Genomic DNA, 13,526 nt, shown 5'->3' on the forward strand with positions numbered 1-13,526 from the left:
GTAAAAAAGGCTCCCTCGGGAGCCTTTTTAGTCACTTAACCAGCCCGGCAAATACCTCAGCCACGGCGACCGCCCCCGGATCTTTCACGCCATCGAGGTTGTCGCTGTTCACATAGGACGAGCGCCCGGCGTTGGCTTTTTGCATCTTCGCCGTGTCGGCCGCGCCCTTCTCTGCTGCCTTCGCGGCGGCTTTCAGGTCTTTATCCCTCAGCGCTTCCAGCGCCGGCTGCAGGGCGTCGATTAACGTTCTGTCGCCCAGGTCCGCCCCGCCGTAGCGCTTCATCTGCGCCAGGCCAAACAGCAGGGACTCCGCCAGCGGCTGCTTCTCACTGACTTTTTGCCCGGCGGCGGTGAAGAAGATCGACATCAGCACGCCGCTGGAGCCGCCCATCACCGTTGCCAGTCGCTCGCCTACCAGCCCCAGCAGCGCGGCGGTATCGTTTAGCGGCAGCTTGCCTTTGTCGTTCAGGTTGGCGATGTCGCGCGCACCTTCGGCAAAGGTTGAGCCGGTGTCACCGTCGCCCACTTTGGCGTCCAGCGCGTTGAGGTGGTTTTCCTGGGCGATCAGCGTTTGGGTCACGCTTACTACCAGGGCTTTCACCTCGTCGTTAGCGGAAGGTTTTATCGCGTGGTCTTCGCGGATAACCGCCTGCTTCTGCTCCGGCATCGGGTGATATTTCACCATCGGCTGCCAGCCTGCGGTTTCCACGTCAGATTCAAGCGCCTGAATAAAGTCCGGGCTAAGCTTGATGGCGGAGAGCGAGAAGCCTTTCATGTCCAGGGCGCTGACCAGCGGCGCGGGGCCGATCAGATATTTGATCTGCGAACCGAGATCCGAATGCATCAGCTCTTTGGTCAGGAGCGCCATTTCTAGCGAGGAAACGCCGCCGAGGTTGTTGATCAGCACCGCCAGGTCGCTCTCTTTGCCCGTCGCTTTGCGCAGGTGCTTCACCAGCGTGGCAATCACTTCTTTGCTGTTTTGGGTATCCACGGTGCTGGCACCCGGCTCTCCGTGAATGCCCAACCCAAGCTCGACGTGGCCGCCTTTAATGCGCCCTTCTTCTTCCTCGCTGCCCGGCAGGTTACAGGTTTGCATCGCCACGCCCATGCTGGCAATGCTGTCGCAGGCCTTTTGCGCGATGTCCCGCACGTCGCCGAGAGATTTGCCCTGCTCTGCGGCATAGCCCGCAATTTTGTGCACCAGCGCTGTACCAGCGATGCCGCGCGGCTGTTTGTTATCCGGCAGCGAAATATCGTCGCCGACGATCACCATCTCGACCTTCAGCCCGTGTTTTTTGGCTTTCTCGGCGGCCAGGCCGAAGTTAAGCCTATCCCCGGTGTAGTTTTTGACGATCAGCAGGCAGCCGCGATCCCCGGTGACGCCGACAATGGCGTTCAGCACCGCATCCACGCTCGGGGAGGCAAACAGGTCGCCGCACACCGCCGCAGTCAGCATCCCTTTGCCGATGAAGCCGACGTGCGCCGGTTCGTGGCCGGAGCCGCCGCCGGAAATGATCGCCACTTTGCTTTTGTCCCAGTCGCTGCGGGCCACCACGCGGATGGCCGGGTCGATATCCAGCCGCACAAGGTTGCGGTAGCGGGAACTGACAATGACGCCTTCGATGGCATCGTTAACCAACTGCTTGCGATCGTTATAAAAGAATCTGGACATAGCTTTCCCTGGTTGTGTAAGAGATCTGCCAAGCATAGACCTTTGCCGGGCCGAGGGGGTAAACATGGGAAGATCCTGATGCTCAATTCGTGCGGAAGGCTATGCTTTAGACAAATGTTGCCACAGGGAAACGCTCATGACTGAACCACTGCTGATTGCCAGAACCAAAGAGACTGAACTGCATATTCTGCCCAACATGGCGAACCGCCACGGGTTGATCACCGGCGCAACCGGGACGGGCAAAACCGTGACGCTGCAGAAACTGGCTGAGTCCTTCTCAGAGATTGGCGTGCCGGTGTTTATGGCAGACGTGAAGGGAGATTTAACCGGCGTGGCCGAAGAAGGTGCCGAGTCTGAGAAACTCCTCGCCAGGCTTGCCAATATCGGCGTGGTGGACTGGTCGCCACACGGCAATCCGGTGGTGCTGTGGGATATCTTCGGCGAGAAAGGGCATCCTGTTCGCGCCACCGTCTGCGATCTCGGGCCTTTGCTGCTGGCACGGCTGCTGAACCTGAATGATGTGCAAAGCGGCGTGCTGCAGATCATTTTCCGCATTTCGGACGACCAGGGCCTGCCGCTGCTGGACTTTAAAGACCTGCGCGCCCTGACTCAGTACATCGGTGATAACGCCAAAGCCTTCCAGACGCAGTACGGCAATATCAGCAGCGCTTCCGTCGGGGCCATTCAGCGCGGGCTGCTATCTCTTGAGCAGCAGGGCGCGGAGTATTTCTTCGGCGAGCCGATGCTGGATATCAAAGACTGGATGCGCACCGATTCAAACGGTAAAGGGATCATCAATATTCTGTCGGCGGAAAAGCTCTACCAGATGCCGAAGCTGTACGCCGCCAGCCTGCTGTGGATGCTGTCCGAGCTTTATGAGCAGTTGCCGGAAGCGGGCGATCTCGATAAACCGAAACTGGTGTTCTTCTTCGATGAGGCGCACTTGCTGTTTAACGACGCCCCGCAGGTTCTGCTGGATAAAATCGAGCAGGTGATCCGCCTGATCCGCTCCAAAGGCGTTGGTGTGTACTTCGTGACGCAAAACCCTGCCGATGTGCCCGACATTGTGCTTGGCCAGTTGGGTAACCGCGTCCAGCACGCCCTGCGTGCCTTTACGCCCAAAGACCAAAAGGCGGTGAAGGCAGCGGCGCAAACCATGCGAGCGAATCCGGCTTTCGATACCGAAAAGGCTATTCAGGAACTGGGCACCGGCGAGGCGCTAATCTCCTTCCTCGACGCCAAAGGCAGCCCGACTGTGGTCGAGCGCGCGATGGTGATCGCCCCTTGTTCGCGCATGGGTCCGGTGACGGACGACGAGCGTAACGGCCTGCTGAATCACTCCCCGCTGTACGGCAAATATGACGAAGTGATTGACCGGGAGTCGGCCTACGAGATCCTTCAAAAAGGCGTGCAGGCTGCGGGAGAGCAGCAGGACGCGCCGCCCGCCAAAGGTCAGGGCGTGGCGGTGGACGACGGAATTCTCGGCGGGTTGAAGGATATTCTGTTCGGCAGCACCGGGCCACGAGGCGGCAAGCGCGATGGCGTGGTGCAGACGATGGCAAAGAGTGCGGCCAGGCAGGTAACGAACCAGATTATTCGCGGCGTACTGGGCAGCATTATGGGGGGGCGTAAGCGGTAGGTTCTGCGATTTCCCCCTCACCCTGACCCTCTCCCTCAAGGGAGAGGGGATTTTTCTCTTTCTGCCCGTTCAATTGAGCCAGTGCTTCTTTCTTCCCCCTCTCCCTTCCAGGGAGAGGGCCGGGGTGAGGGTAATAACCTCTGCAATAACAGCCACATGACTCACCAGGTCAGTTTTGTGCTAGATTACGCCGGTTTTTGGAAATCAGTCAGAAGAAAAGATTAAATAATGCGCAAATTCTGGACAAAAGAAGAAACTTTGTGGAGTTTCGCCTTATATGGTACTGCCGTTGGCGCAGGAACCCTTTTTCTCCCTATTCAGCTCGGCTCAGCCGGCGCCATCGTTCTGCTTCTTACGGCATTGATCGCCTACCCGCTGACCTACTGGCCGCACCGGGCGCTCTGCCAGTTTATCCTGTCGGCAAAAACCCCAGGCAGCGGCGGCATCACCAGCGCCGTGACCCACTACTACGGCAAAACAATCGGCAACCTGATCACCGGGCTCTACTTCGTCGCGTTCTTTGTGGTGATTCTGATTTATGCCGTCGCGATTACCAATTCTTTGATCGAGCAACTGGCCAAACACGGGCCGATTACGACCACAATCAGAGTGCTGGTTAGCCTTGGCGTCGTTGCGGCGCTGAACCTGATCTTCCTGATGGGGCGGCAAGTCACCATCAAAGTGATGGGATTCCTGGTTTTCCCGCTGATTGCCTACTTCCTGTTTTTATCCCTCTATTTGACCAGCAGCTGGCAGACGTCTTTGCTGACCGAGGGCTTAGTCCTCGACCGCCACGCATTGGGTGAGATCTGGATGTCGATTCCGGTGATGGTATTCGCCTTCAGCCACACGCCCATTATTTCTACTTTTGCCGTAGCGCAGCGCGAAAGCCACGGCGAAGGCGCGATGAATAACAGTAAGAAAATCATGCGCGTCGCCTATTTTGTGATTTGCTGCAGCGTGCTGTTCTTCGTGTTTAGCTGCTTCCTGTCTATTCCGGCTCAGGATATTACAGCGGCGAAGGCGCAAGGCCTGACCATCCTGTCGGCGCTGTCGATGGTGCCGGGCACGCCGGCCTGGCTGGGTATTTCAGGCTTTATCGTTGCGATAGTGGCGATGTCCAAGTCGTTTCTGGGCACCTATTTCGGGGTGATTGAAGGGGCGACGGCGATTGTTAAGTCCACGCTGGGCGCGGCAGGTATGAACCGAAGCCGGGCCTTCTGCCGGGCGCTGTCTATTACCCTGATTTCGCTGCTGACCTTCGTGGTGTGCTATATCAACCCGAATGCGCTGGCGATGATTTACGCCATCAGCGGGCCGCTTATCGCACTGATTTTATTCATTATGCCAACGCTGTCGACATATCTCGTGCCCGCACTTAAGCCTTGGCGTTCGCTGGCGAATCTGTTGACGCTGATTATCGGGATCTTGTGTGTGTCGGTGATGTTTATTCACTGATTTCACTCACCCCGGCCCTCTCCCAAAGGGAGAGTGGGAAAGAAACACTAAAAGGCAAGAAACACAGAAGAGTATCAGTGAGATTCCCTCTCCCTTTTAGGGAGAGGGTTAGGGTGAGGGTAAACTTATCCCGCTCTTTTCGTCAGCATCCAGAGGCTGATCAGCAGGAAGGTCACGCTAGGCAGCAGCGCTCCCAGAATCGGCGGAATGTTGTATACCAGCGTTAGCGGGCCAAACACCTGATCCAACACGTAGAAAATAAAACCGAAGCTTATCCCCGTCACCACTCGTACGCCCATCGGCACGCTACGCAGCGGGCCAAAGATGAACGACAGCGCCATTAGCATCATTACCGCCACCGAGACCGGGGCGAAAATCTTGCTCCACATATTCAACTGGTAGCGTCGGGAGTCCTGGCCGCTGGTTTTCAGGTACTTGATGTAATCATAAAGTCCACTGATCGACAGCGAGTCAGGATCAAGCGCAACCACGCCAAGCTTGTCGGGCGTCAGGTTGGTTTTCCATTCCCCGCTCACGGTTTGCGACCCGGTAATCTGCTTTGGATCGGAAAGATTTGACTCGTCAACCTGCGACAGGCGCCAGACTTTATGCTCAGCGTCATACTTCGCCGCCGCGGCATTGCGAACCGAAAGCAGGCGGCGCTCACCGTTGAAGTGATAAATCATGATGCCGGCAATTTCTGTCTCGCTGTTGACGTGATCGATATATACGAAGTCATGGCCGTCTTTCGCCCAAATGGAGTTGGTTGTGGACAGCAATGAGCCGCCAAGCAGCATTTGCGCACGGTAATTACGCGCCATTTGATCGCCCTGCGGGGCAACCCACTCGCCGATTGCCATTGTCAGCAGAACCAGCGGAATCGCGGTTTTCATTACCGAGGAAGCGATTTGCATACGCGTAAAGCCGGACGCCTGCATCACCACCAGCTCACTGCGCTGAGCCAGCATCCCCAGCCCCAGCAGCGCGCCTAATAACGCGGCCATCGGGAAGAAGATCTGAACATCTTTTGGCACGCTGAGCAGGGTGTACATCCCCGCACCCGCTGCGGAATAAGAACCCTGGCCCGTTTTTTTCAACTGGTCAACGAACTTAATAATTCCCGACAGCGACACCAGCATAAACAGCGTCATCATGATGGTGTTTAAGATGGTTTTACCGATGTAACGGTCAAGTACACCAAACATTTAAGCCGCTCCTTTATAGCTAAAGCGGGCACGCACTTTGCGCATCGGTACCGTATCCCACAGGTTCAGGGCAACGGCCAGCGCCAGGTACGCCAGGTTGACCGCCCACATCCAAATCATCGGATCCAACTTTTCCTTTGACCCGCTGGAACGCAAAGAGCTTTGCAGCAGGAAGAAGACCAGATAGAGCAGCATGGCTGGAAGCATCGACAGCACGCGCCCCTGACGCGGGTTCACCACGCTCAGCGGGACTACCATCAGGGCCATAATGACCACCGACATGATGAGCGTCAGGCGCCAGTGCAGCTCGGCTCGCGCAGAAGGCTCCGGATTCTTCCACAATTCGGTCATGCTCATTTGGCTGATATCGGAGGGATCAAGCATCACCGCCTGATGGCCCACCACGGCCTGGTAGTCTTTAAAATCTGTAATACGGAAATCGCGCAGCGTTGAGGTTCCTTCAAAGCGCGTGCCGGTATTCAGCTTAACAATCTGCGTGCCGTCCGGGCGCTGGAAGATTTGGCCAGAGTCCGCGACCACCACGGAAGGACGTGTATTGCCCTTCGGACGCACCTGAACAAGGAAAACATCGTTGAATGTTTTGCCCCGCACGCTTTCGATAAACAGCACCGCGCTGCCGTTGGTCGCCACCTGGAACTGCCCTTGCGCCAGGGCAGCCATACCAGGGTTCGCTCTGGCTTCAGCCAGCACTTCGTCCTGGTGACGAGCGGACCACGGGTTCAGCCACATCACGTTTACGGTGGCCACAATTCCGGTGAAGAGTGCGAGAACCATCGCGGCTTTGACCAGTACTGCTTTACTCAGACCGCAGGCATGCATTACCGTGATTTCACTCTCGGTGTACAAGCGGCCGAGCGTCATCAGTAAGCCGAGGAAAAGGCTCAGGGGAAGGATTAGCTGCGCCATTTCAGGCACACCTAAACCCAGCAAAGATAAAACCAGATTTGTCGGGATTTCGCCGTCGGCCGCAGCACCGAGGATCCTAACCAGCTTCTGAGCAAAGAAAATCAGCAGCAGGATGAAAAGGATCGCCAGTTGGCTCTTAAGCGTCTCCCGAACCAGATACTTTATGATAATCACATTAAATACGCCTGTAGAAACGAGTCTTTTTGCAGGAAAATCGCTTGTTTCATCGCTTATACGTCATTTATTCTCTTTAATCGTCGAAAACATCGCTAAGATTAGATAGCCCGGCGAACTCGCATTACGGGACGATGTTCAGACACAATAGAAAACGTAAATCCATTCGTTAAGATTAACACGAAGTCATCGCAACAGCGGAGATGAGTTACGAAAGCTTGCAATTCTAGCCTGTAGCCCCCGCCGTTGTCTTTAAGATTCAGGAGCGTAGTGCATGGAGTTCAGTGTAAAAAGCGGTAGCCCCGAGAAACAGCGTAGTGCCTGCATCGTTGTGGGAGTCTTTGAACCGCGTCGCCTGTCCCCGATCGCAGAACAACTCGATAAAATCAGCGATGGCTACATCAGCGCGCTTCTGCGCCGTGGTGAGCTGGAAGGAAAACCAGGGCAAACCTTATTGCTTCACCACGTACCGAACGTGCTGTCTGAACGCATTCTGTTGATTGGCTGCGGCAAAGAGCGCGAGCTTGATGAGCGCCAGTACAAGCAGGTGATTCAGAAAACCATCAACACGCTCAACGACACCGGCTCAATGGAAGCCGTTTGCTTCCTGACCGAGCTGCACGTCAAAGGCCGTAACACCTACTGGAAAGTACGCCAGGCGGTTGAGACAGCTAAAGAGACGCTGTACAGCTTCGATCAGCTGAAAACCAACAAAACCGAACCACGCCGTCCGCTGCGTAAAATGGTGTTCAACGTGCCAACTCGTCGTGAGTTGACCAGCGGGGAGCGCGCCATTCAGCACGGCCTGGCTATCGCGTCCGGCATCAAAGCCGCGAAAGATCTCGGCAACATGCCGCCAAACATCTGTAACGCCGCTTACCTGGCTTCTCAGGCTCGTCAACTGGCGGACTCGTTCAGCAAAAACGTGGTCACCCGCGTGATTGGCGAACAGCAGATGAAAGAGCTGGGCATGCACTCCTATCTCGCGGTAGGCGAAGGCTCGCAGAACGAATCACTGATGTCGGTGATTGAATATAAAGGCAATGCCTCCCCGGATGCTCGTCCGATTGTGCTGGTTGGCAAAGGCTTAACCTTTGACTCCGGCGGTATCTCCATCAAACCTGCCGAAGGCATGGATGAGATGAAGTACGACATGTGCGGCGCGGCTTCCGTTTACGGCGTGATGCGCATGGTGGCGGAGCTGAACCTGCCGGTGAACGTCATTGGCGTCCTTGCCGGTTGTGAAAATATGCCAGGCGGGCGCGCTTATCGCCCGGGTGATGTGCTGACAACGATGTCCGGCCAGACCGTTGAAGTGCTAAATACCGATGCCGAAGGCCGTCTGGTGCTGTGTGACGTGCTGACCTACGTCGAGCGCTTCGAGCCAGAAGTGGTTATCGACGTCGCAACGCTGACCGGCGCCTGCGTCATCGCCCTTGGCCATCACATCACCGGCCTGATGTCGAATCACAATCCGCTGGCGCACGAGCTGATCAGCGCGTCTGAGCAAGCCGGTGACCGCGCATGGCGTCTGCCGCTGGGTGACGAGTATCAGGAACAGCTGGAGTCCAACTTTGCCGATATGGCAAACATTGGCGGCCGTCCTGGTGGCGCGATTACGGCGGCGTGCTTCCTGTCTCGCTTTACCCGCAAGTACAACTGGGCTCACCTGGACATCGCCGGCACCGCATGGCGCTCCGGCAAGGCAAAAGGCGCAACTGGCCGCCCTGTCGCCCTGCTGTCCCAGTTCCTGTTGAACCGTTCCGGGTTTAACGGCGAAGAGTAAGCGTAAAGCTTTACCCTCACCCCGGACGGGCATAAAAAACGCCGTTTGGTTCCCTTGCCCCTCTGGGGAGAGGGTTAGGGTGAGGGGCAACAACATTCAACTTAACAAGCTGGTCTCATGAAAAACGCAACGTTTTACCTGCTGGATAACGACACTCATGCCGAAGGGCTAAGTGCCGTGGAACAGCTGGTGTGCGAGCTGGCTGCGGATGGATTCCGTGCAGGCAAGCGGGTACTGGTCGCCTGCGAAAACGAACAGCAGGCGATTCGCCTCGACGAAGCGCTCTGGCAGCGAGATGCTCAGGCATTCGTCCCACACAATCTGGCTGGTGAAGGCCCACGCTACGGCGCGCCGGTTGAGCTGGCATGGCCTCAGCGCCGCGGCAGCGCCCCCCGGGATTTGCTGATTAGCCTGCTGCCACAGTTCGCAGATTTTGCCACCGCTTTCCTGGAAGTGATAGACTTCGTACCTTACGAAGAATCCCAGAAACAACTGGCCCGCGAGCGCTACAAAGCGTACCGCGTTGCCGGTTTCCACTTGACTACGGCGACCTATACCCCGCCGGGAACGACATAGCAGACAATGGAAAAGACATATAACCCGCAAGATATCGAACAGCCGCTTTACGAGCACTGGGAACAGCAGGGCTACTTCAAACCGAATGGCGACACCAGCCAGGAAAGCTTCTGCATCATGATCCCACCGCCGAACGTCACCGGCAGTTTGCATATGGGTCACGCCTTCCAGCAAACCATCATGGATACCATGATCCGTTACCAGCGCATGCAGAGCAAAAACACCCTGTGGCAGGCGGGCACCGACCACGCCGGTATCGCAACGCAGATGGTTGTAGAACGTAAAATCGCCGCCGAAGAAGGCAAAACCCGCCACGATTACGGCCGCGATGCGTTCATCGACAAAATCTGGCAGTGGAAGGCAGAATCCGGCGGCACCATTACCCGTCAGATGCGTCGTCTCGGTAACTCCGTAGACTGGGAGCGCGAGCGCTTCACCATGGACGAAGGCCTGTCCAACGCGGTGAAAGAAGTGTTCGTCCGTCTCTATAAAGAAGACCTGATTTACCGCGGCAAGCGCCTGGTCAACTGGGACCCGAAACTGCGTACCGCGATTTCCGATCTCGAAGTTGAAAACCGCGAGTCCAAAGGCTCCATGTGGCACCTGCGTTACCCGCTGGCCGACGGTGCCAAAACCGCAGACGGTAAAGATTACCTGATTGTCGCCACCACCCGCCCGGAAACCGTTCTCGGTGATACCGGCGTGGCCGTTAACCCGGAAGATCCGCGTTATAAAGACCTGATTGGTAAATTCGTGGTACTGCCGCTGGTTAACCGCCGCATTCCTATCGTGGGCGACGAGCACGCGGACATGGAAAAAGGCACCGGCTGCGTGAAAATCACCCCGGCGCACGACTTTAACGACTACGAAGTTGGCCGCCGCCATCAGTTGCCAATGATCAACATTCTGACCTTCGACGGGGATATCCGTGAAGCCGCAGAAGTGTTCGATACCAACGGCGAAGAGTCCACCGTTTACGCCTCCGACATCCCGGCTGAATTCCAGAAACTGGAGCGTTTTGCAGCACGTAAAGCCGTGGTCGCGAAGTTCGATGCAATGGGCCTGCTGGATGAAATCAAACCCCACGACCTGACCGTGCCTTACGGCGACCGCGGCGGCGTGGTTATTGAGCCAATGCTGACCGACCAGTGGTATGTGCGTACCGCGCCGCTGGCAAAAGTGGCGGTAGAAGCCGTTGAGCAGGGCGACATCCAGTTCGTGCCTAAGCAGTATGAAAACATGTACTTCTCCTGGATGCGCGATATTCAGGACTGGTGTATCTCCCGTCAGCTGTGGTGGGGTCACCGTATCCCGGCCTGGTATGACGCGGAAGGCAACGTGTACGTTGGCCGCAACGAAGCGGAAGTTCGCGCCGAAAACAACCTGGGTGCCGACGTGGCGTTGAACCAGGACGAAGACGTGCTGGACACCTGGTTCTCCTCTGGCCTGTGGACCTTCTCCACCCTGGGCTGGCCGGAAAACACCGAAGCGCTGCGCACCTTCCACCCGACCAGCGTTATGGTCAGCGGCTTCGACATCATCTTCTTCTGGATTGCCCGCATGATCATGTTGACCATGCACTTCATCAAAGATGAAGACGGCAAGCCGCAGGTGCCGTTTAAGACCGTCTACATGACCGGCCTTATTCGCGATGACGAAGGCCAGAAAATGTCCAAATCCAAAGGCAACGTTATCGACCCGCTGGACATGGTGGACGGCATCTCTCTGGAAGATCTTCTGGAGAAACGTACCGGCAACATGATGCAGCCGCAGCTCGCGGAGAAAATCCGCAAGCGCACCGAGAAACAGTTCCCGAACGGCATCGAGCCGCACGGCACCGACGCCCTGCGCTTCACCCTGGCGGCGCTGGCCTCTACTGGCCGCGACATCAACTGGGACATGAAGCGCCTGGAAGGCTACCGCAACTTCTGTAACAAACTTTGGAACGCCAGCCGCTTCGTGCTGATGAACACCGAAGAGCAGGATTGCGGCTTCAACGGCGGCGAAATGGTGCTGTCTCTGGCCGATCGCTGGATCCTGGCCGAGTTCAACCGCACCGTGAAAGCATACCGTGAAGCGCTGGACAGCTACCGCTTCGACATCGCCGCCAACATCCTGTACGAGTTCACCTGGAACCAGTTCTGTGACTGGTATCTGGAGCTGACCAAGCCGGTCATGAACGGCGGTTCTGAAGCCGAACTGCGCGGCACCCGCAATACGCTGGTGAACGTGCTCGAAGGTCTGCTGCGCCTGGCGCATCCGATCATTCCATTCATCACCGAAACCATCTGGCAGCGCGTGAAAGTGCTGAAGGGCATCACCGCAGACACTATTATGCTGCAGTCATTCCCGGCCTACGATGCGTCTCAGGTTGATGAAGCGGCGTTCGCAGACACCGAATGGCTGAAGGACGTGATCACCGCGGTGCGTAACATTCGCGCCGAGATGAACATCGCTCCAGGCAAACGTCTGGACGTGCTGCTGCGCGGCTGCAGCGAGGAAGCGATTCGTCGCGTGAGCGAAAACCGCACCTTCCTGCAGAACCTGGCTCGCCTGGAGAGCATCACCATCCTGCCAGTCGATGACAAAGGTCCGGTTTCCGTGACCAAGATTATCGACGGCGCAGAGCTGCTGATCCCGATGGCCGGTCTGGTAGATAAAGCCGCTGAGATCGAGCGTCTGGTGAAAGAAGTAGCGAAGATCGAAATCGAAATTGGCAAGATCGAAGGCAAACTGTCCAACGAAGGCTTTGTCGCCCGCGCGCCAGCTGACGTTGTCGCCAAAGAGCGTGAGCGTCTCGAAGGCTTTGCCGACGCCAAAGCGAAGCTGATTGAGCAGCAGGCCGTTATCGCCGCGCTGTAATCGGCCCCAGGCATAATTCGCCCCGCACCTCGGTGTGGGGCGTTTTTTATGCAGCTTGCGCCCTCCGTAATGAAGTGCTATTAACTGCTTTTATCCTTCCCTAAGCCTATGAGTCACATGATGAACACCACAGCCCCGGTCGATGTGAAGCTCCAGCTGCGCCGGATTACTGCCGAAGACAATTCGGCTATCGCCCGGGTTATTCGCCAGGTGTCCGCCGAATACGGCCTGACCGCCGATAAAGGCTACACCGTTGCCGACCCTAATCTTGACGAGCTTTATCAGCTCTACAGCCAGCCAGGCCATGCGTACTGGGTGGTAGAAATCAACGGCGAAGTGGTGGGGGGCGGCGGCGTGGCGCCGCTATCGTGTAGCGAGCCGGACATTTGTGAGCTGCAGAAGATGTATTTCCTGCCGGTGGTTCGCGGCCAGGGATTAGCCAAGAAACTGGCGCTGCAGGCGCTGGATCACGCCCGGGATCAGGGCTTCAAGCGCTGTTACCTGGAAACTACCGCGTTTCTGAAAGAAGCCGTTGGGCTATACGAACATTTAGGCTTTGAGCATATTCCTGCCCCACTAGGCTGCACCGGCCATGTGGATTGCGAAGTCACCATGCTCAAAACGCTGTAATTCTCTGTGAAACGGCGTGCACTAGTGCAGCCAGTGCACGCCATCTTCAGGCTGGAAGTAGCCGTTATAGCGCATCTGAAAAGCCGTGATCTCCGGCTTCTCCGGCTCCATCTCTCGTAAGAACCCCTGTGCCAGGCGAACCTGAGCGTCAGTAATCGGTGTGGCAAGCCGGGCTTTTTGCAGCCTTCGATACCACTGCTGGAGATTTTGATCGCTGCCGTCGACAATCACCATCTGCCAAATCAGCAAAACCTGCGCCGCATTTTGCAGATGGGACTCATCCGGGCGGTGCAAATACTGTAAAAACGCGTCGCCCTGTGCTTTCCCCATTTGATCGATCATCGATTCAACCGGCACCACGTCGATCCCCAGCCGCTCACTCAGTCGGCGAATAGCCCGCCGTGAATCCGACGTGAGCACCCGAAAGCCGACAATAAACACCACGCAAAGCGTGGCTAACATAATCCAAATCATGAAGTTAAATACCCGGCAGCTTAACGACAATTTGCTATCAATGAATGCCGGGCAGTATAGCGCAATCACTTTACCCAGTAATGCCTCGCGCTGGCGTTATTCGCGGGCATAAAAAAGCCCGGC

General features: G+C 56.7%; 10 protein-coding genes. 6 read left to right on the plus strand and 4 right to left on the minus strand.

Features of this window, described 5'->3' with window-relative positions; genetic code table 11:
• Positions 1-31 precede the first annotated feature (31 nt).
• On the minus strand, positions 32-1,672 hold the full coding sequence (locus WFN87_RS11630; protein ID WP_336982924.1) for a dihydroxyacetone kinase subunit DhaK: 1,641 nt from the start codon (positions 1,670-1,672) through the stop codon (positions 32-34).
• Positions 1,673-1,808: 136 nt separating this feature from the next.
• Here WFN87_RS11630 and WFN87_RS11635 point away from each other — a divergent pair, with 136 nt between their 5' ends.
• Positions 1,809-3,311: a helicase HerA-like C-terminal domain-containing protein gene (locus tag WFN87_RS11635; protein WP_166995090.1), complete on the plus strand. Its 1,503-nt coding sequence runs from the start codon at positions 1,809-1,811 to the stop codon at positions 3,309-3,311.
• A gap of 228 nt (positions 3,312-3,539) precedes the next feature.
• Positions 3,540-4,769 (plus strand): amino acid permease, encoded by a 1,230-nt coding sequence (locus WFN87_RS11640; protein ID WP_008460798.1) that lies wholly within the window; start codon positions 3,540-3,542, stop codon positions 4,767-4,769.
• Between the two features lie 125 nt (positions 4,770-4,894).
• On the opposite strand, the gene lptG is transcribed toward WFN87_RS11640, so the two are convergent.
• Positions 4,895-5,974, minus strand: a complete 1,080-nt coding sequence (gene lptG / locus WFN87_RS11645) for an LPS export ABC transporter permease LptG (RefSeq protein ID WP_008460797.1) — start codon at positions 5,972-5,974, stop codon at positions 4,895-4,897.
• Positions 5,975-7,075 carry an LPS export ABC transporter permease LptF gene (gene lptF / locus WFN87_RS11650; protein ID WP_166995086.1) on the minus strand — a complete coding sequence of 367 codons (1,101 nt, stop codon included), beginning with the start codon at positions 7,073-7,075 and terminating at the stop codon, positions 5,975-5,977.
• A 274-nt stretch (positions 7,076-7,349) separates the two neighbouring features.
• Here lptF and pepA point away from each other — a divergent pair, with 274 nt between their 5' ends.
• The 4 genes from pepA to WFN87_RS11670 all read left to right on the plus strand — a co-directional run bounded on the left by pepA (position 7,350) and on the right by WFN87_RS11670 (position 12,929).
• Positions 7,350-8,861 (plus strand): leucyl aminopeptidase, encoded by a 1,512-nt coding sequence (gene pepA, locus WFN87_RS11655; RefSeq protein WP_008460793.1) that lies wholly within the window; start codon positions 7,350-7,352, stop codon positions 8,859-8,861.
• Positions 8,862-8,978: 117 nt separating this feature from the next.
• Complete coding sequence (locus WFN87_RS11660; protein ID WP_039287963.1) at positions 8,979-9,437, plus strand: DNA polymerase III subunit chi; 459 nt, start codon at positions 8,979-8,981, stop codon at positions 9,435-9,437.
• Positions 9,438-9,443: 6 nt separating this feature from the next.
• Positions 9,444-12,299 carry a valine--tRNA ligase gene (locus WFN87_RS11665; protein ID WP_336982923.1) on the plus strand — a complete coding sequence of 952 codons (2,856 nt, stop codon included), beginning with the start codon at positions 9,444-9,446 and terminating at the stop codon, positions 12,297-12,299.
• A 108-nt stretch (positions 12,300-12,407) separates the two neighbouring features.
• Complete coding sequence (locus WFN87_RS11670) at positions 12,408-12,929, plus strand: GNAT family N-acetyltransferase (RefSeq protein WP_442892314.1); 522 nt, start codon at positions 12,408-12,410, stop codon at positions 12,927-12,929.
• A 21-nt stretch (positions 12,930-12,950) separates the two neighbouring features.
• On the opposite strand, the gene WFN87_RS11675 is transcribed toward WFN87_RS11670, so the two are convergent.
• Positions 12,951-13,403 (minus strand): DUF1198 domain-containing protein, encoded by a 453-nt coding sequence (locus WFN87_RS11675; protein ID WP_008460785.1) that lies wholly within the window; start codon positions 13,401-13,403, stop codon positions 12,951-12,953.
• Between the last annotated feature and the right edge of the window lie 123 nt (positions 13,404-13,526).

Source organism: Cedecea sp. AS113 (assembly GCF_037152415.1).
Lineage (GTDB): Bacteria > Pseudomonadota > Gammaproteobacteria > Enterobacterales > Enterobacteriaceae > Cedecea.

Excerpts from the sequence above, each read along its gene's own strand:
- WFN87_RS11635 (WP_166995090.1), top strand. The coding sequence starts at position 1,809 with ATGACTGAACCACTGCTGATTGCCAGAACCAAAGAGACTGAACTGCAT.
- lptG (WP_008460797.1), bottom strand. The coding sequence starts at position 5,974 with ATGTTTGGTGTACTTGACCGTTACATCGGTAAAACCATCTTAAACACC.
- WFN87_RS11660 (WP_039287963.1), top strand. The coding sequence starts at position 8,979 with ATGAAAAACGCAACGTTTTACCTGCTGGATAACGACACTCATGCCGAA.
- WFN87_RS11640 (WP_008460798.1), top strand. The coding sequence starts at position 3,540 with ATGCGCAAATTCTGGACAAAAGAAGAAACTTTGTGGAGTTTCGCCTTA.
- WFN87_RS11630 (WP_336982924.1), bottom strand. The coding sequence starts at position 1,672 with ATGTCCAGATTCTTTTATAACGATCGCAAGCAGTTGGTTAACGATGCC.
- WFN87_RS11670 (WP_442892314.1), top strand. The coding sequence starts at position 12,408 with ATGAGTCACATGATGAACACCACAGCCCCGGTCGATGTGAAGCTCCAG.
- pepA (WP_008460793.1), top strand. The coding sequence starts at position 7,350 with ATGGAGTTCAGTGTAAAAAGCGGTAGCCCCGAGAAACAGCGTAGTGCC.
- WFN87_RS11675 (WP_008460785.1), bottom strand. The coding sequence starts at position 13,403 with ATGATTTGGATTATGTTAGCCACGCTTTGCGTGGTGTTTATTGTCGGC.
- WFN87_RS11665 (WP_336982923.1), top strand. The coding sequence starts at position 9,444 with ATGGAAAAGACATATAACCCGCAAGATATCGAACAGCCGCTTTACGAG.